At 64.1% G+C, this 23777-nt stretch carries 24 protein-coding genes; 7 read left to right on the top strand and 17 right to left on the bottom strand.

Annotation, left to right across the window (positions count from 1 at the left end):
- From C41B8_RS20930 to C41B8_RS15850, 12 genes are all read right to left on the bottom strand, one after another.
- A partial coding sequence (locus C41B8_RS20930) for a hypothetical protein (protein WP_232226096.1) occupies positions 1-189 on the bottom strand: 189 nt, incomplete at its 3' end.
- 120 nt (positions 190-309) lie between these two features.
- Complete coding sequence (locus C41B8_RS21205) at positions 310-591, bottom strand: 7(1) septoil knot domain-containing protein (RefSeq protein ID WP_353215073.1); 282 nt, start codon at positions 589-591, stop codon at positions 310-312.
- Positions 592-704: 113 nt separating this feature from the next.
- On the bottom strand, positions 705-1028 hold the full coding sequence (locus C41B8_RS15895) for a hypothetical protein (RefSeq protein WP_156962567.1): 324 nt from the start codon (positions 1026-1028) through the stop codon (positions 705-707).
- A 235-nt stretch (positions 1029-1263) separates the two neighbouring features.
- Positions 1264-1626: a gamma-butyrobetaine hydroxylase family protein gene (locus C41B8_RS15890; RefSeq protein ID WP_037340405.1), complete on the bottom strand. Its 363-nt coding sequence runs from the start codon at positions 1624-1626 to the stop codon at positions 1264-1266.
- 799 nt (positions 1627-2425) lie between these two features.
- Complete coding sequence (gene hslU / locus C41B8_RS15885; RefSeq protein WP_037340421.1) at positions 2426-3763, bottom strand: ATP-dependent protease ATPase subunit HslU; 1338 nt, start codon at positions 3761-3763, stop codon at positions 2426-2428.
- Between the two features lie 58 nt (positions 3764-3821).
- Positions 3822-4364 carry an ATP-dependent protease subunit HslV gene (gene hslV, locus C41B8_RS15880; RefSeq protein ID WP_037340404.1) on the bottom strand — a complete coding sequence of 181 codons (543 nt, stop codon included), beginning with the start codon at positions 4362-4364 and terminating at the stop codon, positions 3822-3824.
- A 139-nt stretch (positions 4365-4503) separates the two neighbouring features.
- Entirely contained in the window at positions 4504-5616 is a 1113-nt protein-coding gene (locus tag C41B8_RS15875; protein ID WP_037340403.1) for an ABC transporter ATP-binding protein, read from the bottom strand.
- 323 nt (positions 5617-5939) lie between these two features.
- Positions 5940-6707: an SDR family NAD(P)-dependent oxidoreductase gene (locus C41B8_RS15870; protein WP_037340401.1), complete on the bottom strand. Its 768-nt coding sequence runs from the start codon at positions 6705-6707 to the stop codon at positions 5940-5942.
- A 343-nt stretch (positions 6708-7050) separates the two neighbouring features.
- Complete coding sequence (locus tag C41B8_RS15865; RefSeq protein ID WP_037340400.1) at positions 7051-7881, bottom strand: carbohydrate ABC transporter permease; 831 nt, start codon at positions 7879-7881, stop codon at positions 7051-7053.
- Positions 7878-8765 carry a carbohydrate ABC transporter permease gene (locus tag C41B8_RS15860; RefSeq protein ID WP_198025248.1) on the bottom strand — a complete coding sequence of 296 codons (888 nt, stop codon included), beginning with the start codon at positions 8763-8765 and terminating at the stop codon, positions 7878-7880. Before C41B8_RS15860 ends, C41B8_RS15865 begins: the two co-directional genes overlap by 4 nt.
- A gap of 5 nt (positions 8766-8770) precedes the next feature.
- Entirely contained in the window at positions 8771-10207 is a 1437-nt protein-coding gene (locus C41B8_RS15855; protein ID WP_037340399.1) for an extracellular solute-binding protein, read from the bottom strand.
- A gap of 22 nt (positions 10208-10229) precedes the next feature.
- The gene (locus tag C41B8_RS15850; protein WP_037340398.1) at positions 10230-11276 is read right to left on the bottom strand and encodes an NAD(P)-dependent alcohol dehydrogenase; all 1047 of its coding nucleotides are present in this window, start codon (positions 11274-11276) and stop codon (positions 10230-10232) included.
- Between the two features lie 292 nt (positions 11277-11568).
- Here C41B8_RS15850 and C41B8_RS15845 point away from each other — a divergent pair, with 292 nt between their 5' ends.
- A complete protein-coding gene (locus C41B8_RS15845) occupies positions 11569-12507 on the top strand; it encodes a helix-turn-helix domain-containing protein (RefSeq protein WP_051883668.1) in 939 nt (312 codons plus the stop codon).
- Between the two features lie 287 nt (positions 12508-12794).
- Here the strand turns inward: C41B8_RS15845 and xerC are convergent, their stop codons facing one another.
- From xerC to C41B8_RS15825, 4 genes are all read right to left on the bottom strand, one after another.
- The gene (gene xerC / locus C41B8_RS15840; protein ID WP_232226095.1) at positions 12795-13751 is read right to left on the bottom strand and encodes a tyrosine recombinase XerC; all 957 of its coding nucleotides are present in this window, start codon (positions 13749-13751) and stop codon (positions 12795-12797) included.
- 13 nt (positions 13752-13764) lie between these two features.
- Positions 13765-14475, bottom strand: coding sequence for a DUF484 family protein (locus tag C41B8_RS20925; protein WP_037340396.1), 711 nt, complete (start codon positions 14473-14475; stop codon positions 13765-13767).
- Between the two features lie 75 nt (positions 14476-14550).
- Positions 14551-15396 (bottom strand): diaminopimelate epimerase, encoded by an 846-nt coding sequence (gene dapF, locus C41B8_RS15830; protein ID WP_037340395.1) that lies wholly within the window; start codon positions 15394-15396, stop codon positions 14551-14553.
- A gap of 18 nt (positions 15397-15414) precedes the next feature.
- Entirely contained in the window at positions 15415-16005 is a 591-nt protein-coding gene (locus tag C41B8_RS15825) for a copper chaperone PCu(A)C (RefSeq protein WP_037340393.1), read from the bottom strand.
- Between the two features lie 273 nt (positions 16006-16278).
- Between C41B8_RS15825 and C41B8_RS15820 the strand changes: the two genes are divergently transcribed.
- The 3 genes from C41B8_RS15820 (at position 16279) to C41B8_RS15810 (ending at position 19327) form a co-directional block, all read left to right on the top strand.
- Positions 16279-16773: a Fur family transcriptional regulator gene (locus C41B8_RS15820; RefSeq protein ID WP_037340392.1), complete on the top strand. Its 495-nt coding sequence runs from the start codon at positions 16279-16281 to the stop codon at positions 16771-16773.
- A gap of 360 nt (positions 16774-17133) precedes the next feature.
- Positions 17134-18192, top strand: a complete 1059-nt coding sequence (locus C41B8_RS15815; protein ID WP_037340391.1) for a sugar phosphate isomerase/epimerase family protein — start codon at positions 17134-17136, stop codon at positions 18190-18192.
- 1 nt (position 18193) lies between these two features.
- Complete coding sequence (locus C41B8_RS15810; protein ID WP_037340417.1) at positions 18194-19327, top strand: Gfo/Idh/MocA family protein; 1134 nt, start codon at positions 18194-18196, stop codon at positions 19325-19327.
- A gap of 56 nt (positions 19328-19383) precedes the next feature.
- Here the strand turns inward: C41B8_RS15810 and C41B8_RS19815 are convergent, their stop codons facing one another.
- Positions 19384-20763 (bottom strand): N-acetylmuramoyl-L-alanine amidase, encoded by a 1380-nt coding sequence (locus tag C41B8_RS19815; protein ID WP_051883667.1) that lies wholly within the window; start codon positions 20761-20763, stop codon positions 19384-19386.
- 305 nt (positions 20764-21068) lie between these two features.
- Here C41B8_RS19815 and C41B8_RS15800 point away from each other — a divergent pair, with 305 nt between their 5' ends.
- From C41B8_RS15800 to C41B8_RS15790, 3 genes are read left to right on the top strand one after another with little or no spacing between them, the layout of a single operon-like run.
- On the top strand, positions 21069-21908 hold the full coding sequence (locus C41B8_RS15800; RefSeq protein ID WP_051883666.1) for a metal ABC transporter solute-binding protein, Zn/Mn family: 840 nt from the start codon (positions 21069-21071) through the stop codon (positions 21906-21908).
- Positions 21905-22759, top strand: a complete 855-nt coding sequence (locus C41B8_RS15795) for a metal ABC transporter ATP-binding protein (protein WP_051883665.1) — start codon at positions 21905-21907, stop codon at positions 22757-22759. The genes C41B8_RS15800 and C41B8_RS15795 overlap by 4 nt, the downstream gene beginning before the upstream one ends.
- Positions 22756-23601, top strand: coding sequence for a metal ABC transporter permease (locus tag C41B8_RS15790; protein ID WP_051883670.1), 846 nt, complete (start codon positions 22756-22758; stop codon positions 23599-23601). Before C41B8_RS15795 ends, C41B8_RS15790 begins: the two co-directional genes overlap by 4 nt.
- Positions 23602-23777 lie beyond the last annotated feature (176 nt).

Below are 23777 nucleotides of genomic sequence, written 5' to 3'. Positions count from 1 at the left end.
ATTCCAGCCGGATACGCCGCCTAATTCAAACTCCCGCGTACACCACTTTCGAGCATATCTCTCTTCTCGGTTGGGTACCGGCACCGAAACGATAAACCCTGTTCCTATCGAAGTGCTCGGAAACTGAGGACTGCTGACCTCGATTCGAACCGTCGAGAAGAGAAGCGCTTTTTCATTTTCTAACAACATACTTTTCTCCGCCTAACGCCTAAGCACAGTTGCCGCCGGACGGGCCGAAGGCCGCGGAGGGAACCCGAAGCGCGGCAGCGCATTGGACCGTCAACTGTAGCGATCTGTTAGGCATTACTATTACAGCCTGCCTCTTAACGGATGATCGGTTTGCCACCCGGAAGCGCCACGAGAATTAACGAAACAGATAAGCAGATCGGCCGCGCCACGCGACCCCACCCAATTGATTGTTGATGACGCCGCGCCTCGAGAACCAACCCAGCACCAAATGCCGTCATTTTGGTCCGCGGGTCCTCGGCTATTTACCCGACAAACCAGCAAATCGGCGACCGCTCGTGAATTTACTTCACAAACTAAAACGTTTGCTGCGCCTCTAGCGCTAACTTCGTGCACTAATGCCATTTCACTCCCCCTCTTCGCCTAACGCGAAGTAGACGAAATATATCTAGCATTAGATATATAACCATCCACATCTATAACTATCCGGCGATTATCGCTCGTCGCTACGAACGCCATCACCAACTCGGAATCCCCCGCTCCGACAAAACAACCTTCCGCCCCGCCGCGTCATACCGCACATATTCCTGCCACCCACGCCGACACCGCAGATACGCCCGGTTCAACACCTGATGCGTCAAAGCCAGACATTCGGTCTTGGATCGCGGAGCCACGGTCACCCACTGCGGCTGCGAATCGGCAATCGGCTGCATGGCGGCCTGGCCAACACCGGCACCGAAGCCGCCAACGACGCGACCGAGATAATGACTGACGGATTCCGCATGAGCAGAAGCGGCGGCCGTGCTCAGAACGAGCGCAGCAACCAGGATGCGGGCACGCATGACATGATTCCCCCCGGTTTCCATAAAACGCGGCCGGCCACTCATTTGGCCAGCCACGATCCCCCTTCGTGCTGATTGCATAGCACAACGGAAATCGGAGGCTCAATAAACCTTTCGCGCAGGTTGGCGTGGCGCTTTTGGTTTCAGTGAGTTATACGAGGACTCGCACCGTCTGGATGACGGGTTATCGCCGGATGTGGGTGGTAAGTGCGTTTAACACACGTCTTTTCGGATTTCAGTGCCAGAGCTTTTCGCGGGTCGCCCCGGCGTCTTCGAGCCGTTTGAGGTAGTCGGCCCAGTTGGCTTCGTAGTTCTCGCCCAGCTCGCGGAGCGTGTCCCAAGAGAAGATGCCGGTGTTGTGGCCATCGTCGAAATGGAGCTGGATGGCGTAGTTGCCGACCGGGTCGATCTGTTCGACGCCGACGTCCTTCTTGCCCGTGACGAGCTGCATGGGGCCGCCGTGGCCGCGGACTTCGGCCGAGGGGGAATAGACCCGCAGGTACTCCAGCGGCAGGTTGTAGGTGGCGCCGTCTTCGAAGACGACTTCGAGGATCTTGGATTTCTGGTGGAGGGTGATGTCGGTGGGGGCGTCGGCCATGGGGGCGGTCCGTTCGGTCGTGGGGCGTTCATGATCCGTGTGTGGGGGCTTTGGAATCAACCGCGCTTTGGGGTGTTTGCGGCGGTTTGGGGGATGATCGGGTTCGGTACTCATCCGCGACTATGGTGGTTTGCGTTGCTTGGGGTTTCGCACTGATGTGCGAGCCACTTTTATTTGCTTGCCCAAATAAAAGTAGCCAAAACAAAAGGCACCCGCATCGGCGCCGGCTACGCCGGTGCACTCCGATGCTCGCGGCGAGGGGATGCGGCAAAAACTCGGACGGCTTTGGCCGTCCTCAGACATCTTGCCGCACCGGCGCAATGCGCCGGACACCCGTCGACGCTGTGCGTCTCCGTCGCCTCAGACGGGGCGAAATACAAACCCGTCTCCCGAGCATCGCGAGCACACCGACGTATCGCGGGCCGTGTCTGTATTCGGGTCCCCTTGAGCGCAGCGCCGAGCAGTGGAGGCTGCAAGAGGAAAAAGACAGCCGTGTGTCTGAGTGCTGCGCAGCAGCGCGAGTTTCGCGGCTGTCCCTCTTGCGGCCGGAGCCGCGCAGGGCACCGATGCGAAGCATCGGCGCAAGGTAGGGTGTCCTTTCCTTTGGTTACTTTCGTTTGGACAAGCAAACGAAAGTGACTCGCGCATCAGTGCGAAACCAAACTTCGACTCGTCTCGCCGGTTCGAATCAACACGCCGCATGCGGCAGGCCCGCAAATCAACAGACACAAAAAAGCCGGAGCAGAAACCCTGCTCCGGCTGATTCGAGCCTCAAGGCGCTCGACGGCCGACCTGTCGACTACAGAATATAGCGCGACAGATCCTCGTCTGCAGCCAGATCCTTGAGCTTGCCGTCCACATAAGCCGCATCGATGGTGATGGTCTCGCCGGCCTTGTCGGGCGCCTCGAAGGAGATTTCCTCCATCAGACGTTCCATGATGGTGTGCAGACGCCGGGCGCCGATGTTCTCGGTGCCTTCGTTGACGTTGAACGCCATTTCGGCGATGCGCTTCACGCCGTCTTCGCTGAAGGCGATGGTCACGCCTTCCGTGTTCATCAGCTCGATGTACTGCTCGGTGAGCGAGCAATGCGGCTCGGTGAGAATCCGCACGAAGTCTTCGGCCTTGAGCGCATCGAGCTCGACGCGGATCGGCAGGCGGCCCTGCAGCTCGGGGATCAGGTCCGACGGCTTGGCAACGTGGAACGCGCCCGAGGCGATGAACAGGATATGGTCGGTGCGGACCATGCCGTACTTGGTCGAGATGGTGGAGCCTTCGACCAGCGGCAGCAGGTCGCGCTGCACGCCTTCGCGGGAGACATCGCCGCCCGAGCCGCCGCCGGCGTCCGAGCGCTTGCAGACCTTGTCGATCTCGTCGAGGAAGACGATGCCGTTGTTCTCGACTTCGTGGATCGCCTGGGTCTTGATCTGCTCTTCGTCGACCAGCTTGGCGGCTTCTTCGTCGACCAGCTGACGATACGCATCCTTGATCTTGATCTTGGTGCGCTTGGTCTTGTTCTGGCCGCCCATGTTCTGGAACATGGACTGCAGCTGGCTGGTCATTTCCTCCATGCCGGGCGGCGCCATGATCTCGACACTGCCCTGGCTCTGGCGCAATTCCAACTCGATCTCCTTGTCGTCGATCTTGCCTTCGCGCAGGCGCTTGCGGAACACCTCGCGGGTGGCCGTGGATTCGGTCGCCTTGGAGGAGTCGTCCCAGTCGTTGTGCTTGGGCTTGGGCAGCAGCGCGTCGAGAATGCGTTCCTCGGCAGCCAGCTCGGCATCGTTACGCACGCGCTTCTTGGCTTCCTCGCGCGTCATCTTCATGCCGACTTCGACCAGATCCTTGATGATCGAGTCGACTTCCTTGCCGACATAGCCCACTTCGGTGAACTTGGTGGCCTCGACCTTGGTGAACGGCGCCTTGGCCAGCTTCGCCAGCCGGCGCGCGATCTCGGTCTTGCCGACACCGGTCGGCCCGATCATGAGGATGTTCTTGGGCGTGATCTCGCCGCGGATGGCCTCGTCGAGCTGCATGCGCCGCCAGCGGTTGCGCAGCGCGATGGCCACGGAGCGCTTGGCATCGGCCTGGCCGATGATGTGGCGATCGAGTTCGGCGACGATCTCGCGCGGCGTCATCTGCGAACGCGGCAGTGCGCGCTGCGAGTCGTCGGCTTCGATGGCTTCGGGGGCGGTATCACTCATAGTCGAGCACCTCGACGGTGATGTGGTGGTTGGTATAAATGCAGGTATCCGCGGCGATATGCATCGCCTTTTCGGCGATTTCCGCGGCGGGCATGTCGGTATTTTCGATCAGGGCACGGGCCGCGGCCTGGGCATAGGAGCCGCCGGAGCCGATCGCCATGCAGCCGTATTCCGGCTCCATGACGTCGCCGTTGCCGGAGAGCATGAGCGTGGCCGTCTTGTCGGCCACCAGCAGCAGCGCTTCCAGCCGGCGCAGCGCGCGATCGGTGCGCCAGTCCTTGGCCATGTCGACCGCGGATTTCACCAGCTGACCGTTGTGCTGGGACAGCTTGCCCTCGAAACGCTCGAACAGCGTGAACGCATCGGCGGTACCGCCGGCGAACCCGGCCAGGACCTGATCATCGTAGAGCCGGCGCACCTTGCGTGCGTTGCCCTTGAACATGGTATCGCCCATCGAGACCTGCCCGTCGCCTGCGATGGCCACCTGACCGTCGCGGCGCACGGAAAGAATCGTTGTGCCGTCGAATTGTTTCACCGGGTCACCCCGCGTTGTGTCACGTGAACACGGTTGTGGGGCCAGGCGTGACCCGATTCAAGCACGACGGCAACGCCACGGTTCGGCCACGGTTCAGCCACCGCCGTGCCGGGCGTTTAACAAGCGGGGATCGGGCCTGTTAGGCCGCCTGATCGTGCTGGCTATTGTCGATACCAATCAGCGCGTCGCCGGATTCCGGATCGAACAGATACAGCTTGTCGGGCGCGCACGTCAGCGTGACGTGGTCGCCCATCGACACCTGCTGGTGCGGCTCGATCTGGGCCGTGAGTGTGCGCTCGCCCACCTTGGCCTGGATCATGGTGAGCGAACCCAGCGGCTCGACCACTTCGACCTTGCCGTACATCCGACAGGTGCGGTCGTCGCCGGTCGCCAGATGCAGATGCTCCGGGCGGATGCCGACCCGCACGCGGCCGCGACCGGCCACGGCCTCGCGCCGCGGCTCGTCCAGAGCCAGGCCAAAATCCTGACCGCTGAGGCGGTTGTCGCTGATATTGGCGTCGACGAAATTCATCGACGGCGTGCCGATGAAGCCGGCCACGAATTCATTCGCCGGCTTTTCGTAGAGATTGTTGGGGCTATCGATCTGCTGGACGATGCCGTCCTTCATCACCGCGATCCGCTGGCCCATGGTCATGGCTTCGGTCTGGTCGTGGGTAACGTAGAAGGTGGTCACGCCCAGCTTGCGATGCAGTTTGACGATCTCGGCCCGCATGTCGACGCGCAGCTTGGCGTCGAGGTTGGACAGCGGTTCGTCCATGAGAAAGACCTGCGGCTGACGCACGATGGCCCGACCGAGCGCCACACGCTGGCGCTGACCGCCAGACAGGGCCCGAGGTTTGCGATCCAGCAAGGCGGTGATGCCGAGCACTTCGGCCGCTTCATCGACGCGCTTCTTGATGTCGGCCTTGTCGTATTTCTTGAGCTTGAGCGAGAAGGCCATGTTGTCGCGCACGGTCATGTGCGGGTACAGGGCATAGCTCTGGAAAACCATGGCGATGTCGCGATCCTTGGGGGCCACCCCGGTGACGTCGCGCCCGCCGATCTTGATCGCGCCCTGGGTGTGTTCTTCCAGGCCGGCGATCATGCGCATGGTGGTGGTCTTGCCACAGCCCGACGGGCCGACCAGGACGACGAATTCGCCGTCTTCGGTCACGAGGTTGAAGTCCTTGACCGCCAGGTCGTCCGAGCCCGGGTATTGCTTGCCGACTTTGCTGAGTTCTACGACTGCCATGGGTCTTTCCTCTTTAACTCTTTGTCCGCCGATCAGTTTCGCTCGCGCGAATGAATACAGGCATTTTTATCCGCAGATCGACGCAGATTTACGCAGATGGGTCTGGCGCTAACCGGCCGGGGCGGAGGCATCGCTGCCACCGCGGCCGGCGTCGGTCCGAGCGGGAAACTCAGAATCGATACCGCCCTAACCTCTTGTCTTCAAATCTGCGAAATCTGTGTAATCTGCGGATGAGTGCTTTATGTCTGTATTCGATCTGCGTGCATCTGCGTCGATCTGCGGACAAGCCTTCTTCCTGACTCGCCCGCCCGAGGTTGGGCGGCCTACCAGAGCGTATAGCCGCCATCGATCTTGAGGATCGAGCCGGTCATGAAGCTGGACGCCTCGCTGGCGAGATACACGATGGACGGGCCCAGTTCTTCCGGCGTGGCGGCGCGCTGCATGGGCGCATCGTCGATCCAGTAGGGCTTGAACTTGGGATTGTCGACCTCGGCCATTTCGGTGCCGACATAGCCCGGCGCGATGGCATTCACGCGAATGCCGCTCGGCGCCCATTCGGCCGCGAGCGATTTGGTGAGCTGGTGCACGGCAGCCTTGGACGCGTTGTAAGCCGGCTGCATCTGCGGGCGGTTGACGATCTCGGCCGAGATCGAGCCCACGTTGATGATGTTGCCCGAGCCGCGTTGGGCCATGCGGCGCCCGACGGCCTGGCAGCAATTCCACAGGCCATGCACGTTGACGTCGAAAATCTGGCGCCAGCCCTCGGGCGTGACGTCCAGCGCCGGCTTGTGCTCGCAGATGCCGGCGTTGTTGACGAAGATATCGATCGGGCCGAGCTCGGATTCGATCGAATCCAGCATCGGCTCGATGGCATCGACGTCGGTCACGTCAGCGCCCACCGCCATGGCCTGGCCGCCGGCCTCGCGAATGGCCGCAGCCACGGTTTCTGCCTTGTCCACGCGTCGCGCGACGATAGCGACCGCCGCGCCCGCCTCGGCCAGCGCATGGGCCAGGGCCTCGCCAATCCCGCCATTACCGCCGGTGACCACCGCCACCTTGCCGGTCAGGTCGAATTTGGACATCACTGTCATGGATTCCTCCTCTTGCGGGCTTTGCCGCTTTTGATTTTAGTCCGCAAATGAACGCGAATTAGCGCGAATGAAAGCGAAGACCGTTGTCCGCGGATCTAATCCAGACGTTTATCCGCAGATTTCACAGATATAAACAGATTGGCGCGGAGACGTCTGCTGCATGAGAGTCGTTGCCGCTATCGCCGCCGGGGTGGTTCCCAGCGACACAACCGGAATCGAGATAACAAACGATCTGTCTTGAATCTGTGCAATCTGCGGATAGATGCCTTCTGTCTGTATTCGTTGTCTTCATTCGCGCCCATTCGCGTTCATTTGCGGACTCGAAACGAACACCCTGCAAAACCTATTTGACCGCCCCCAGCGTCAGCCCGGTGACGAGCCAGCGTTTGACCAGCAGGCCGAATACCGCCATCGGGCAAACGACGACGGTGCCGATGGCCAGCAGCTTGCCCCAGTCGATGCCGGTCTGCGTGAGCAGCTGGGCGGCGGCGATCGGGATGGTCTGCGTGCTCGGGCCGGCGAAGGTCGCGGCGAACGCATAGTCGTTCCAGGCGAAGATGAAGCACAGGATCGTGGTCGTCGCGATGCCCGGTTTCATCAGCGGCAGCGCGACATGCCAGAACACTTGCCACTTGGTGGCGCCGTCGATGTGGGCCGCTTCTTCCAGGTCGCGTGGCAGATCGTCGAAAAACGCCGTCATCAGCCAGATGGCAAACGGCAGGTTAAAGCTGAGATACGCCACGATCAGGCCGCTGTAGCTATCCAGCATGTGCAAGTATCGAAACATCAGATACAACGGCACGATCACGGCCGCGATCGGCGCCATGCGCGTACTGATGATCCAGAACGCCAGATGATCCTTGCCGCGAATCTGAATACGCGACAGGCCATAGCCCGCGGCCGAACCCAGCACCACGGCAATCAGCGTGGACACGCCGGTCGCGATCAGGCTGTTGACGACGTTGTTCCACAGGTTGTTCCCGCCCGAGAACAACGCGTGGTAATGCTCGAACGTCGGCGAAAAGAACAACTTGGGCGGATAGGCGGTGATCGCGTTGGTCGGCTTGAACGACGACAGCACCATCCAGACGATCGGCACCAGCGTCCAGGCCAGCATCAGCGCAATCAGGACCCAACGGGCGGTCGTGCTGACGGGATGGCCGCGTGTATTCATACGACAGCCTCCTTGCGTTGCAGCACGCGCACGAACACGGTGGCGATCACGATCGAAAACACGAGCATGGTCAGGCCCACGGCCGAGGCATAGCCCAGGTCGAAGAAGCGGAAGGCGATGTCGTACAGCCGGATCGGAATGATCTTGGTCGAATCCGCCGGGCCGCCGTTGGTGGTGATGAAGATGATCGCGAAGAAACGGATCGCATCCATCGCCCGGATCAAGAGCGCCACCAGCAGGATCGGGAGAATCGACGGCAGGATGATCGACACCAGCTTGTGCCGATAGCTCGCGCCGTCGACCTCGGCGGCTTCGAGGATATCGGTCGGCACGGCCGTCAGCCCGGCCAGCACGATAAGCGCGACCAGCGGTGACCATTCCCAGATATCCAGCGCGATCACCGCCGCCAACGCCGGGCCCACCGAGCCCAGAATGTTGCCGTCGTATAACCCGGTCGCGGACAGGAACCACGAATACAGTCCGAAGCTCGGATCGAGCAGGAAGCGCCCCAGCAGCCCGACGATGATCGGCGCGATGAACATCGGGATCAGCACCAGCGAGAGCACGAAGTTGCGGCCCTTGATCAGGCTGTGGATAAGCAGCGCCATCAAAGTGCCGAGAACCATCTCCGCGCCCACCGTGGCCGCGAAATAGATGAGGCTCAGAATCCAGCTCGAGCCGATATCCGGATCGGTGAACAGGTGCCGCCAGTTATCCAGGCCGATGAAGTCGAACGACAGTCCACCGATGAGCCCGACCTTGCTCAGGCTCATCCAGATCATGGTGAACAACGGGATGAACGAGATCGCCGCGAGCAGGATCAGAGCTGGCGACATCATCGCCAGCTCGAACCCCTGCCCGCCGCGGCGCGCGTTACCTGCCATGGTTATTACGCGCCCGTGGCCGAGTCGATCTTCTGCTTGGCCGTCTTCATCGTCTGCTCGGGCGACTGCTGGCCGGCCAGCATCTTCGACAGCTCGGTGAACACCGCCGTATCCGCCTGGTTCCACGCCGGAATCTTCGGACGCAGGCCGATGTGATCCTTATCCCAGGCGATCTGCATGGTATCGGCCGTGAGCATGTTGGGCATGTCGGTCGGCGGATGGCTGGCTTTTTTCACCTCGGGCATGTTGTAGACCGACGTGCGGGTCGGCGTGCCGCCGCCTTCCTTGCTCTTGAGGCCGGCGAGCTGGGTCTGCGGCGAGGTCGCCCAGACCACGAACAGCCAGGCCGCAGTCTTCTGCTTGCCGGTGGCGTTGCCGTTGATGCCGATGCCGGTGCCGCCGTAGAGATTGGCGCTGCGCTTCGGGCCCGTGGGCAGCGGCGCATAGCCGACCTTGCCCTTGAGCTTGCCGGATTCCAGCGAGCCGGCGAACTCGTGCCATTCGGGCATCATCGCGAAGCGTCCGTTCTCGAAGGCGTTGGCCACGCCGGTCCAGTCCCAGCTGGTGCTGCCCGGATCGGCGATCTTGAGCAGCTTCTGGTAGAACTTGGCCGCCTCGATCGCGGCCGGCTGGTCGAGCGTGGACGGGCCCGGCTTGGCGCTGCCGAGCAGGCCGACCTGGTCGCCGTTCTTGAAATACTCGCCGCCGTAGGCCATCAGCACGTTGGAGAAATCACACTGCAGCGAGTCGTACTGCTTGGCCTGATGACCGGTGCCGTACTTCACTTCCTTGACGTGGTCGCCGTTGAACCACTTCGCGATCTGGTAGTACTGCTCCCAGGTGATCTTGTCCGACGGCGTCGGGTCGAAGCCGAGATCCTTTTTCATCTGATCGTGGTACTTCTCGAACAAGTCCTTGCGATAGATCCAGATCATGGTCGGGCAGTCATACGGCAACGCATACAACGCATCGCGGTTGCCGAAATAACCGGCCGCGCCGAGCTGGGTCGGGATGAAGTCGCCGATGCCCTTGGGCACGGCGGGGAGCCCGTTCTTGCCGTTGAGCGTGTTCAGATCCATCAGCCCCTGGTGATAGGGCGCGACCACCTGATACGGGTCGGCATAGATCACGTCGTAGGCGCTGCGGCCGGAGCCGAAGTCGAGCGCGACCTTCTTCACCAGATCACCGAGCTCGAGCTGGGTGATCTTCACGTCGATGCCGGTGAGCTGCTTGAACGGCTCGAGATTGGCCGCGATCGCGGTGGTCGGCGGCGTGTTCTCGGAGATGAACTGAATGGTCGTGCCGCTGGCCTGCTTCCAGGTCTTGTCGTCGGCCATGGTCTTGGCCAGCGCGGTTCGCAAGGAACCTGCGCCCAGCGTGGTCAGGGCAGCAGCGCCACCCAGACCCTTGAGAATATCGCGGCGTGAATGATGAGTGGTCATGGTCCGGCCCTCCTTGTGTGTTCTATTTATCCAGCAGGATCTGAAGCTTGACGTCGGTCGGCTCGCCTCTTGCGGCGCGCTCGAAGGCGGCGACACTGTCGGCAAAGTCGAACGTCTCGGAAATCAATGGCTTGAGGTCGATCTTGCCCGAGGCGAGCAACGCGATCGTGCGGTCGTAGACGTTGGCGTAGCGAAACACCGTCTCGATCGAGATCTCCTTGGCCTGGGCGGCGACGATGTCGAAGGTCACCGGCTCGACCGGCATGCCCACCAGCACCAGCGTGCCCGCCGGACGCACGCAGGCCAGTGCATCGGCGTAGACCTTCGGGCTGCCGCTGGCCTCGAACACCACATCCGCGCCCCACTCGGCGCCGCAACGGGCCGCGACCTTGTCGGTGAGCGATTCGCGCGCGACGTTGACGGTGGTGATGCCGTCGTAGCCGGCCGCAATCTGCAGTTTCTCGTCGACCAGGTCGGAGACGATCACCTCACTCGCCCCGCCGGCCAGCGCCGACAGCGCGACCATCAGCCCGATCGGCCCGGCGCCGGTGACGACACAGACATCGCCCGGCGTCATCCGGGCCTTGACCGTGGCCTGCATGCCGATCGCGAGCGGCTCGACCATTGCCCCTTCGGCGAACGACACATTGTCTGGCAGCTTATAGGTGAAAGCCGCGGGGTGCACCACGTCCGGCGTCAGGCAGCCGTGGATCGGCGGCGTGGCCCAGAAGCGCACCGCCGGGTCGACGTTGTAGACGCCGAGCTTGGCCGCGCGCGAGGTCATGTCGGGAATGCCGGGCTCCATGCAGACCCGGTCGCCGACCGCCAGATCGGTCACCGCCGAACCCACCTCGGTGATGGTGCCGGACGCCTCGTGGCCGAGCACCATCGGCTCGTTGACCACGAACGGGCCGATCCGGCCATGGGTGTAGTAGTGGACATCGCTGCCGCAGATACCGACGGTGTGCACGTGCACGCGCACGTCGTGCGCGCCGAGTTCGGCGGGCAGATCGATCTCTCGCAGGGACAGTTCGTGCTGTCGTTCCAGCACCAGCGCTTCGGCTTGCATTGCGCCTCCTCAGTTCATGGCCGGTCCGGCTTTACCGTCGACGCTACTGCGCTGCTTTGCGAGAGGACTAGCGCGAATTTTGCGCCTGGTCTGTACTTTTTTTCACGCCCTGAGCCCCTGCTCGGCAATAATCCTGCAAGAATGCATAGTTAGCGGAACCGCCCGAGCTCGGATAAATGCTTGATACACGGATAGATACGACTAAAGCAGGACGTAAAATCAAGGGTCTGGCCGCCCCCTCCGCCCCCGATGCTTCGGCAGCCGCCCGATCACAGCGGCTGCGGTGCGCACGATGAGCGGCCCCTATCCGTACCCCGGCGAACTGGGCGACCCGGTCTACGAGAACATCGCCCACGACCCGCGCCACAGCTTCTACTGGCACACCCATGGCTTTCCCTCGCCACTGGCCAAGTGGAATTTCCATCCGGAATACGAGCTGCACCTGATCCGGCACTCCTACGGCCATTACATGGTCGGCGACTATGCCGGGCGTTTCGGGCCGGGCAATCTGGTGCTGGTGGGGCCCAACCTGCCGCATTCCTGGTTCAGCGATCTGCTGCACGAAAACGACGTGATCGAGCGCCGCGACGTGGTCTTGCAGTTCCGGGGCGAATGGCTGGAATCGCTCATGCGGCTGTGCCCGGAACTGCGTCGCGTGGAGCCGCTGATTCAGGATTCGAGCCGCGGCGTGCTGTTCACCGGCGTCGAGGCCCAGGACGCCGCGAGCCGGCTGGAAGCCATGGGCCGACAGGACGAAGTCGCACGCGTCTCCACGCTCATCGAGCTGCTGGGCCGGCTGTCGCGCAATGACTATCGTCTGCTCACCAGCCCGAACTATCATCTGCGCCATGCCGGGGTCCGCTCGGAGCAGGTGGACGCGATCCTTCAGCACGTTCACCGCCATTTCAACCGGCATATCAGCATGACCGCCGTGGCGCGCTGGCAAGGCATGACACCGTCGACTTTCTCGCGCTTCTTCAAGCAGGCCACGGGCGATACCTTCATCGCCTTCGTACGCCGGTTGCGCATCGATCATGCCTGCCGGCTGCTGCTCGATCCGCGCTATGCGGTCGCCGACGTGTGCTTCATGGCCGGCTACAGCAATCTCTCGAACTTCAATCGCCATTTCCGGCGGCTCACGGGCATGACGCCGCGGGAGTACCGACAGTCTTCCGCGGCGGAACACGACGCCGCGGCCGCGGTGGACGAGCCGGCACGCCGTGTCGGCTAAGAGCCCGTTTCAGGGCTTGAAGACGGACGATTCGTGCAGGTTCGGTAAGCGAAGCGCAATTCGACATCGACGCTAATCCGCGAGAGGCGGTGCGGTCGGCCCTGTCGGCTTACGGCCTGCGGCCTAAGCCGACCTACATCGATGCTTGTGCTCTGCCGTCCTTCCCGTCCAGCGACTTCCCCATCGAACAATGCATCCGGTCGTGTAGGTCGGATTAGCGAAGCGTAATCCGACATGGTCACCCAGCCGAAAGTCGCGGTGGGCGCCGCTTTAAAACAAGGGGTCTCCTAACGCGGGTCCTCGGACTCGCTCTCGGCTTCGCTGCGGGCCCGTGGATGGGCCGCGTCGTAGACCCGGGCCAGATGCGAGAAATCCAGATGGGTATAGATCTGCGTGGTGGAGATATTGGCGTGGCCCAATAGCTCCTGCACCGCGCGCAGGTCGGCCGAGGATTCGAGCATGTGGGTGGCGAAGGAATGCCGCAGTTTGTGCGGATGCAGATGCACCGGCAGGCCGTGGCTGATCGCCCAACGTTCCATGCGCGCGGCCACGCTGGAGCGCGACAGCCGCGTACCGCGCTGCGAGACGAACAACGCCGTTTCCCCCGGCGCGGCCAGATTCGAGCGCTCGGCGAGCCAACGCTCGAGCGCCGCCGTCGCACGCGAGCCCACCGGCACGGTCCGCTGGCGATTGCCCTTGCCGAGCACCCGCGCCTCGCCGGCCGCGAGATCGAGATCGGTCACGTCCAGCCCCACCGCCTCGGCCAGACGAATACCGGCGGTATAGAACATTTCCAGCAGCGCATGATCGCGCATCTCGAGCGTATCGGCGGGCACGACATCCAGCATGGCGGCCAGATCGTCCACGTCGATGGTTTCCGGCAGGCGCGCCGGCTTCTTGGGCGCCCGCACGTCGGCCGCCGGGTTGCTCTCGGACAGGCCTTGCCGCATGCGCCAGACATAAAAGCTGCGTACGGCCGAGGCCAGCCGCGCCAGGCTGGTCGGCTTGGCGCCGCCGCGGTGACGGGCCGCCAGCAGCTCGCGCATATCGGCCGGCGTGACACGGTTCCAGTCGCCGATGCCGCGCCCAGCGAGCACATCCGCCGCCGCCGCCAGATCGCGCGCATAGCCGGCGACGGTATGCGACGACGCCCGCCGGATGTGGGTCAGATGGTCGAGATAATCGGTGATCGACCGATCCAGCGTCTCGCGTTTCGCGGTGTCGACATCTTGGGCCGCAGCCACAGCAGATGACCGTTCAGGGCAGCAGTTCGGCGCCGAGCAAGCGGCGCAGCGTGGCGGTGAGCAGATCGCCGAACAGCTCCACGAATAGCGTGCCCATATCGGGCGTAAAACGCTTGGGGTCGCGGCTGGCCAGTACGATCGCGCCATGCACGCCGTTCTTGCCCAGCGGAATCAGCGCCGCGCTGGTCATCAGCGCATCGTCGTCGGTGGTGAACAGCGCCCGGGACTGGGTCGCACTCAGTTCGCCGCAGATCGGCTTGCCGCGCCGGAACACATTGGTCAGCGCGCGGCTGGCATCGGCGCCGTCCTCCAGCTTATGGATCCGCTCGATGTCCGCCGGCAGCGAGCCCTGAATCCCGACATAAACACGGTCGACCGCCAGATGATCGTGCAGGCACTGGGTCAGCGCGTCGATCATCGGGTCCGCCGCCGTCGCACCGGCCATGATCCGCGCCACACGATTGAGCTGGATCACGCGCTCTTCGTTGCTCTTGGCGGTGGCCAGCAATTCGTCGAAGCGCGACTGGATGCGGGCGTTGGTCTCGCGCAGCACGCCGACCTGGCGCTCGATCAGGGAAATCGCGCTGCCCGAGGCATGCGGCACGTCCATGGCCTCGAACGCCTCGGGATGCCGACGCAGAAAATCCGGGTGCGCCGCGAGATAGGCGGCGACCTCGGCCTCGTCGAGATCGATCGATACGGGCTGTTTTTCGGCTTCGTTCATGGCAGGCGTCTTTATCGTAAGCGGTGACCGATCAGGCAATAAATGCGCCAGGCATGGCCACGGCGGTTCAGGGCATTACCCCTGATCTGACGATACCAGTTTACCCTCGAACACGCGCTCGGCCGGGCCGATCAACACGGCTGGCGCATCGGCGCTTTCCCAGTGTATACGCGCCGTGCCGCCGGGTAGATCCACCCGGACATCGGCATCGAGATCGCCGGCGGCGATGCCGGTTACCACCGCCGCGGCCGCCCCGCTGCCGCAGGCCAGCGTTTCCCCGGCGCCCCGCTCGAACACCCGCAGGCGAACGTGATCGCGCGCCACGATTTCGCAGAATCCGACGTTCACACGCTCGGGAAAAGCCGGGTGACGCTCGAGCGCCGGGCCGATGCCCTCGACCTCGGCCGTGGCCACATCCGGCACGCGAATCACGGCATGCGGGTTGCCCAACGACACCGCGGAGAACGTCACCGATTGACCGGCCACGTCATCCAGCCGATAGGTCGCGGCCTGTTCGAAGCCCAGCAAGGGAATACGCGCGGGCGCGAACTGCGGCACGCCGAGCGCGACGGCGAAGGTGTCGTCGTCCAGCGCTTCCAGCGTCATCTGCCCGTCGCGGATATCCACCACGATGCGGCGCTTGTCGGTAAGCCCGGCTTCGCGTACGTAGCGTACGAAGCAACGCGCGCCGTTGCCGCATTGGCCGGATTCGCTGCCGTCGGCGTTGAGAATGCGATAGGCAAAATCGGCCTCGGCGCTACGCGGCGGCTCCACGATCAGGATCTGATCGCAACCGATGCCGAAGCGCCGATCGGCAATATGCCGCGCGCTCGCTTCGTCGAGGGCAATCGGCGCCCGCGTGGCGTCGAGCACAACAAAATCGTTGCCGAGCCCGTGCATCTTGGTAAAGGCCAGTGCCATCTCTGCCGTCCGTCGCGATCAGTTCGCGGTCTTGGAATCGTCGGTCGCCCCGGCGCCGCCGCCGTCACGCCCGTCCTGGATCACCTGCTCGCGATCGGCGGCGTCCTCGTCGTCGCTGGCGGCGGGCAGATCGCCATGACGATCGCGCACGACGGCGCTCGTGGCCAGCCGGGCGTGCTGGCTGCCGCAGACCAGGCTTAGCTTGATCTTGTCGCCTACCTGATACGCCTTGGTCGGCGAATACAGCGCGACTTCACGCTCGCCAGGCTTGAACTGCATATCCGCGCCGCCGGCCACGGTGAACGGCGCCAGCGGTTGGGCGCCGCCGTCGGCATCGTTGGACGACTGGGCCGCGGCGGCCTTGTTCTGGAACACCGCCCGGTCGAAGGCGTCGCTCGACACCCCGTTGACCGTCACCGGATCGGAGCCATCGTTATGCAATGTGAAGTAGCCGAGCATCTCGCGCGAACCGGCATGCGCGGGCGCCACCCAGGCATCGTGGATACGCAGCTGGCCACAGTCGGCCGCCGGTTGCGATTGCCCGCAACCGGCCAGCACGCCGCTCAGGCCGGCCAGCATCAGAATGGAGAGAATCGACGAATGCCGCATGCGCTGCGCTCCCGTGTGGTGTTCGCGACGTCCAGGACGTGTTGATGTTTCGTGCGCGTCCGCTCGTGCGTTCGCGTCGGCGTCCGTACGCCCCATCGACCGGCCCTGGCGCCGATCGGCCCATGCTCTTGTCAAACCTCGATTTTACCGCCATTTAGCCGGTCGCGCAGAGTCGATGTGCCCCTATGCTGGCACACACCTGTCGGTCGCATCGCTCGCCAGCCACGCCGGTTCGAGCGACAATAGCCTTTCATCTCCCGCGTCGGATTCGTCATGACCCAGCCGGCACACAACGTCGCCTTCAGCCACGGGCGCCACGATCACCAGGCCTGTATCGCCGATGCCCTGGCCCGGGCCGAAGCCGTCTGCGCCGAACGCGGGCTCCGGCTCACCGCGATTCGCCGACGCGTGTTGGAGCTGATCTGGGCCAATCATCAGCCAACCAAGGCCTACGACGTCCTCGCTCAGATCAACAACGAACGCGGCAATGCCGCGCCGCCCACCGTCTATCGGGCCCTCGACTTTCTGCTGGATGCCGGACTGGTCCACAAGATCGAATCGCAGAATGCGTTCATCGGCTGCGCGGTAAACCACGATCGCAACCCGCCGAAATTCTTCATCTGCCGCGAATGCGGCCGTGCCGCCGAGATCCAGAGCACCGACATCGACGACGCGATCGCCAGCGAGGCGAAGCAGAGCGGTTTCGTGGTCGACCACCAGACCATTGAAGTGGACGGCCTCTGCGCGGCCTGCGCAACGCGTCAATAAGCGCCCGCCGCGCAACGCCCGGTCCGCAATAGCCTCGGGGGCCAACACCATGCGATTCTGATCGCGTCGCTTTAGGGCGTGTTGCCGTTTCGTGCGAGCGCCGCGTTGGCGTCCGCAAATCGTGTCCGGCAAGGCGCGAGTCGCCGCGTCGTGGCGTGCCACGACCCAGACTCGCAACGCCGCAGGGCGCGATTTGCGGCCCAACCCGAAGGGACAAGCGCTGTTTTGCGGCAATACAGCGTTGTAGCTCTCTCGCGTAGAACGACTACGCCACGTTCGCTACGCCTCGCTTTGCCGCAAAACAGCGCTTGGCGCGGACTCGCACGAAACGGCAACACGCCCTAGGAGGAGCCGACCACAATGAAAACAATGCAGGGGCCCGCGCTTTTTCTCGCCCAGTTCGCCGGCGACGAAGCACCGTTCGACACGCTGGACCATATCGCCGAATGGGCCGCGGGCCACGGTTATCGTGGCGTCCAGATTCCGAGCGGCGATACGCGATTGTTCGATCTGGACACGGCCGCCGAAAGCCCGGCGTATTGCGACGACATCCGGGCTACGCTCGACCGACACGGCCTGGTCGTGACCGATCTGTCCGCGCATTTGCAAGGCAAGCTGGTGGCGGTACACCCAGCCTACGATGCACTCGTCGATGCGTTCGCACCGGCCGCCGTGCGCGGCCAGCCGGCGGAGCGCCAGGCCTGGGCCGAACGACAGATCGAGGCCGCGGCACGCGCATCAGCCCATCTCGGGCTGCGTACCCTTCCCGCTTTTTCCGGCGCGCTGGCCTGGCCGTATCTCTACCCGTTTCCGCAGCGACCGCCCGGGCTGATCGAGGCGGCCTTCGACGAACTGGGCCGGCGCTGGCGGCCGTTGCTCGATATCTGCGATCGGCACGGCGTGGATGTCTGTTTCGAACTGCATCCGGGCGAAGATCTGTTCGACGGCGCGACCTTCGAACGTTTTCTCGCCGCGGTCGATGATCACCCGCGCGCCAACCTGCTCTACGATCCCAGCCACATGCTGCTTCAGCAGATGGATTATCTGGGCTTCATCGATCGTTACCACGACCGCATCCGCGCTTTTCACGTCAAGGACGCCGAATTCCGACCCTCCGCCAGTCAGGGCGTATACGGCGGCTATGCCGGTTGGGTGGAGCGCGCCGGGCGATTCCGCTCGCTCGGCGACGGTCAGATCGATTTCGGCGCGATCTTCTCCAAGCTCGCGCAATACGATTATGACGGCTGGGCGGTTCTGGAGTGGGAATGCGCGCTCAAGCACCCGGAGGACGGGGCCGCCGAAGGCGTCGATTTCATCCGCCGGCACCTGATTCGCGTGGCCGACCGTGCGTTCGACGATTTCGCCGGCGCGGCGCTGACCGATGCGCAGCGCCACGAACTGCTGGGACTGGGCATCTGACATGAACAAACCGATTCGAATCGGCATGGTCGGCGGCAGCCTGGGAAGCGCGGGCTTTATGGGCCGCGTGCATCGCATGGTGCAACGCCTGGACGGCGAGTACACGCTGCGGGCAGGCTGTTTTTCATCGCGCCCGGACCGCAACCGCGAGACCGGCGACGCTCTGGCCCTCGACCCGACGCGGGTGTATGCCGATTACGCGCGCATGGCGCGCGCCGAGGCGGCACGCGACGACGGTATTCAGGTCGTCTCGATCGTCACGCCTAATCATCTGCATGTGCCGGTGGCCCGCGCCTTCGTCGAAGCCGGCATCCATGTGATCTGCGAAAAACCGATGGCGACCTCGCTGGCCGATGCCCGGTCGCTGCGCGATCTGGCTGCACGACACGGCGTAGCGGTCATGCTGACGCACAACTATTCGGGCTATCCCGCGGTGCGCCGCGCACGCGATCTGGTGGCCTCGGGCGCGCTCGGCGAACTGCGTATCGTTCAGGTCGACTATGCCCAGGACTGGCTGAGCGAGCCCGGTGACGAAGGCTGGCGCGGCGATCCGGCGCAGGCCGGTCCGGCCGGGGCCCTCGGCGATATCGGCACCCATGCCTACCAGCTCGCCACCTATGTCGCGGGATGCACCGCGACCGAGTTAAGCGCGGACCTGCATACCTTCGTGCCCGGCCGCCGGCTCGACGACTATGCCCAGGCCATGCTGCGCTTCGCCGGTGGCGCCCGCGGGCGGCTCTCGGTCAGTCAGGTGTCGCCGGGCAACAACAATCGCCTGCAGCTGGCCCTCTACGGCACGAAGGCCGGGCTTCAGTTCGATCAGGAATCGCCGGATTCGCTGCTGTTCTCGCCGCTGGGCGAACCCGCGCGGCGACTGGATCGCGGTGGGCCCGGCCCCGCAGGCGCTGCCGACCAGCGGGCGAGCCGTATTCCGGCGGGCCATCCGGAGGGATATCTGGAAGCGTTCGCCCAGCTCTATCGCGATTTCGCGGCGATGCTGCGCGGCGACGACGCGGCGGTTGCGTTGCTACCGGATGCCACTACCGGCTGCGAAGGCATGGCCTTCGTCGAGGCCATGCTGGCCAGCCACCGGGCCGAGGGCCGCTGGACGCCGCTGCCCGCGGTGGCCGTGTGAGCGCGCCACGCTTTTGAGGCATGGCACCGGGACAATTCCCGGCGCCTGCGACCTGCCTAGCTGCCGCCCGGCAGCTCCAGTTTCTGCCCGACCTTGAGCGTCTTGGTATGCAGATGGTTGATGTCCATCAGCACGTTTTCCGAGACGTTCTCGCGACTGGCGATCTCCGAGAGCGTGTCGCCGCTCTTGACCGTATAGATCGAGCCGCCGACCGGCTGCATGCGTTCCGGCGGGTGCTTACGGAAATAGGTCATGATGCCCTGGTAGATGGCACCGGCCAGTTGATCCCGGAAATGCGAGGTCGCCAGCTTGCGCGCCTGCTTCGGGTTCGACAGAAACGCGGTTTCGCACAATACCGACGGAATCATCGGATCGCGCAGCACGGCGAAATTCGCCCGTGGCGGCGTATGCCGATAGATCGGCTCCACCTTCGCGAACTGACCGATGATGTCGTGGGCCAGATCGTCGGCGTCGTCGATCGAGGCATTCTGATATAGATCGGTGAGCACGGCGTTGAGCGTGTGATCGGTGTCGGAGAAATGCACACCGGCCACGTTGCGATCGGCGGAGTTCTCGAAATGCGCCAGCTGAGCCGCCTTGGCATCGGAGGCGCCGTGTTGCGAGAGCACGTAGCAAGTACCGCCGTCGACGCTGTGGTCGTTTGGATAGGCGTTCTGGTGAATCGAGATGAACAGGTTGGCGTGATGCTTCTGGGCGATCTTGACGCGTCCGGGCAGCGTGACGAACGTATCGCTGTCGCGCGTGAGCACGGGGTGGATGTTCGGGGTCGCCTTCAGCTTGGCGTAGAGCGCCTTGGCGATGCCGAGCACCACGGTCTTTTCCATCAGCCCACTGGCCGCACGCGTACCGGAATCATGCCCGCCATGCCCGGGATCGATCACCACGACGACCGGGCCGGTTTCGGCCGCGGCCCGATACAGTGCCTTGGGATCATCGTCCCGCGCGGCCGTGGCCGGCGGCGCCGAGCGCTTCTCGCGCTTGGCGGGGAGCGGCGAATCCCCGGTTTCCTGCGCGCCATGGCTTGCTGTATTCGTCCCCGACGTGCCGCCCTCGATCGTGGCGACCAGATCGTGGCCGTCAGCATGAACACCGCTCAGCTCCGCCCCGGCGGACAGATCCAGCACCGCGCGCAAGGTGCCGTCGGCATGCCGGGCCAAACGTATGTTGCCGACGCCACCGCCCGCGGGACTCGGCACGCCGTCCGCGCGGGCGCCGTCGAAATCGATGACCGCCCGCGGCGGATGGCCGAGGGCGAAGTAGCGGTACTTTGGCAGGTGCTGGAAATCGAAACGGACCGTAGTGGTCGAGCCGTGGGTGCTCAGGTGGACCGACTCGAGTGTCGCCCCCGCCGCCCAGCAAGCAGGGCTTACCAGGACAATACCCAACAACAGTCCGTAGCCTAGCCAACGCGGCATCGGTCGCTCTCTCGTCGATTCCCTCAATAAAGACACCAGCTTAACCCACCCGATCCAAAACACACGATCAATCGCTACGGGCTGAGGGCCTATACGAAACGGAGGGCGGCGCATCAGCGGCGTTCGGCTCATTCGGCTCGTTCGGCGAGCCCTCCTTTGCAGGCCACGGGAACAATGGGATTTCTTTCTCGTATATGTTACTTTATAACATCACATAAAATTCGTTCGGAACGATCATGCACTTGAGGATTGGTCTGCGGGCGCTGGGCGCGATATTGACAGTATGGGCGACGGGGGCGTTCGCGATGGCCGCCAGCGCAGCCAGCCCGGTCCGCGTGGTGGCCGCGGAAAGCAGCTACGGCAGCGTGGTCGAGACGATCGGCGGCTCGCACGTGAAGGTGGTATCGCTACTCGACAGCCCGAGCGTGAATCCACATCAGTTCGAGGCCAGCCCGCGTATCGGCCGCCAGCTCGCCAACGCCAATCTGGTGGTGATGAACGGGTTGGGCTTCGACGGCTGGATGGAGCCGCTGCTCTCCGGCACGTCGAACCCGAAACGCGTGGTCATCCGCGCCGCCGATGCGGCCTCGGGCATCGTGAGCTCGGACAAGAACGAGCATCTGTTCTATTCGCCGCAGGCGATGCTCGCGACCGCCAGCCAGGTCGCCGGCGCACTGGCGCGGATCGACCCCGCGCATACCGCCGCTTACCGCCAGGGTCTGGTGCGATTCCAGGCCCAGATGCTGGGGGTCTATGGGGCACTCCAGAAGTTGATCGCCGCACATCCGAACCTGACCGTGACCGCGACCGTTCCGGTCTATAACTACATGCTGGCGCTGCTTGGCTATCACGAGCTTTATCGCGATATCCAGTACGCGTCGGAGGAGAACAGCCAGCCCAGCGCTCAGCAGGTCAAAACCTTTATCCAGGCGCTCCAACAGCACAAGGTCGACCTGTTGATCTATAACGTCCAAGTGCACAACCGGCTGACCGACCAGGAAGTCCAGACCGCGCGCGACAGTGGCGTGCCCACGGTGGGCGTGAGCGCCATCCCGCTGCACGGCGAGAATTATGCGCAATGGCAGATCAAACAGCTCAAGGCGATCAAACAAGCGCTCGACAAGGGCAGCGCGAAGTCCTCATGAGCGCTACGACCCCGAATGATAGCGTCGTCTGGGCGCGAGGGCTGACGGCCGGCAAGAGCCGCGAGCCCGCCTTCGCCGGACTGGATTTCGACCTCGCGCCGGCCAGCTTCACCGCGCTGGCCGGGTCGAACGGCTGTGGCAAGACCACGCTGTTCGAAACTTTGCTGGGCCTCGTGCGGCCGAGCGCGGGCCACATCCAGGTGCTCGGCAGCGAGCCGCATGCGGCCCGCTGCCAGGTGGCCTATGTGCCGCAGAGCGCACGCCTGACCCACGACGGCCAATTCAGCGGCCGGGAATTCGTCGCCGCCGCCTATCAGAGCCATCGCTGGGGACCTGTCTGGCGCTGGCGCGAAGCCGCGCGCGCCGTGGATACTACATTGGCGCTGGTCGACGCGACGGCATTGGCCGAGCGCCGCCTGAACAGTCTGTCGGGGGGCCAGCGCCAGCGGCTGGTGATCGCCCAGGCGTTGGTCAATTCGCCGCGGCTGCTGTTCATGGATGAACCGCTGGCCCAGCTCGACCCCGGGGCCCAGAACCAGGTGGTCGCGCTCGCCGACCGGCTGCGCGCCGAACTCGGTATCGCTGTGCTGTTTTCCACCCACGACGTGAACCCGATCGCCGCGGTGGCCGACCGGGTACTGTATCTGGCCGGCGGTAGCGGGCGTATCGGCCCCATCGACGAGGTGGTAACCGACGCCGGGCTGACGCAGCTCTATGGAGTACCCATGCGCGTGGTCCGCGATCGTGGCCGGCTGTTCGTAACACGCGACGACGCGCCGAGCGCAAACTGCGCCCGGGCGGACTGCGATTGCGCCGCGCCGGCCGAGGCGCCGCTGCGGCGACGGGCATGATCTGGCCGGCGTTTCTGGATATGGCGTTCATGCGCCATGCCTTCGCCGCCGGCACCTGTGTCGCTATCGCCGGGTCGGCGATCGGCTATTTCGTGGTGCTGCGCCGACAGGCATTCGCGTCGCATGCGCTGGCCAACGTCGGCTTCGCGGGGGCGGCCGGTGCCTCGCTGCTCGGCGTCGACCCGATGCTGGGCCTTTTTGTGTTCGTCTTCGGCGCTGCGGCGGTCATGCATATGGGCGGCAGCGAGCTCGGCGAGCGCGATGTCTCGGTCGGCATGATTCTGATGTTCTCGCTGGGGCTCGGGATTCTGTTCGTGAATCTGTACAGCGCGAACGCCAATGCGGCGATCGGCATCCTGTTCGGCAGTCTGTACGGTGTAAACGGCGTGCAGCTCGCGACCACCGCCGGCGTTTCGCTGGCCGTGCTCGCGGCGCTGACGATCCTGTTCCGGCCGCTGCGTTTTGCCAGCCTTAACCCCGGCGCGGCACGCGCCCGCGGCATTCCGGTCGCCCGGGTCGGCCTGCTGTTTCTGTTGCTGCTGGCGGCCATGGCCGCGGTGGCGGTGCCGGTGATCGGCGCACTGCTGAGCTTTGCCATCTTCATCGGCCCGGCGGCTGCCGCCCAGGCCTGGACGAAGCGGGTCGCCAGCGGGCTCGCACTGACCGTGGGGCTGGCACTGGCCGAAACCTGGAGCGGCATCATCGCTTCCTATTACATCGACCTCCCGGCCTCCTCGGCGATCGCTGGCGCCAGCTTCGCGGTGTACGCACTGGCCTGGCTGACGACGCATTCATGGCGGCTCCCGCATGCTCTCGCCGGGCCCACCAAACCGGGCACCTAGCCCCTTCCCCGGCGTGTCGTTACGACCGATGCCACCGTATGGCGCCTGCAGAGTCCGCGTGTCGAAGGGTCAACCGCTCTCGGCGTACCCGTGAAATCGGCGAACCCAAGCTCCCAGTTTCGGCAGCGCCATGCCCTGTTTGGGCCATCGAAGTCGCCAAAACTCGCCCGCTACCG

The sequence above is a fragment of the Salinisphaera hydrothermalis C41B8 genome, assembly GCF_000732535.1.
Taxonomy (GTDB): Bacteria; Pseudomonadota; Gammaproteobacteria; order Nevskiales; family Salinisphaeraceae; genus Salinisphaera; species Salinisphaera hydrothermalis.
This window is presented reverse-complemented; position numbering and strand designations above follow the sequence as displayed.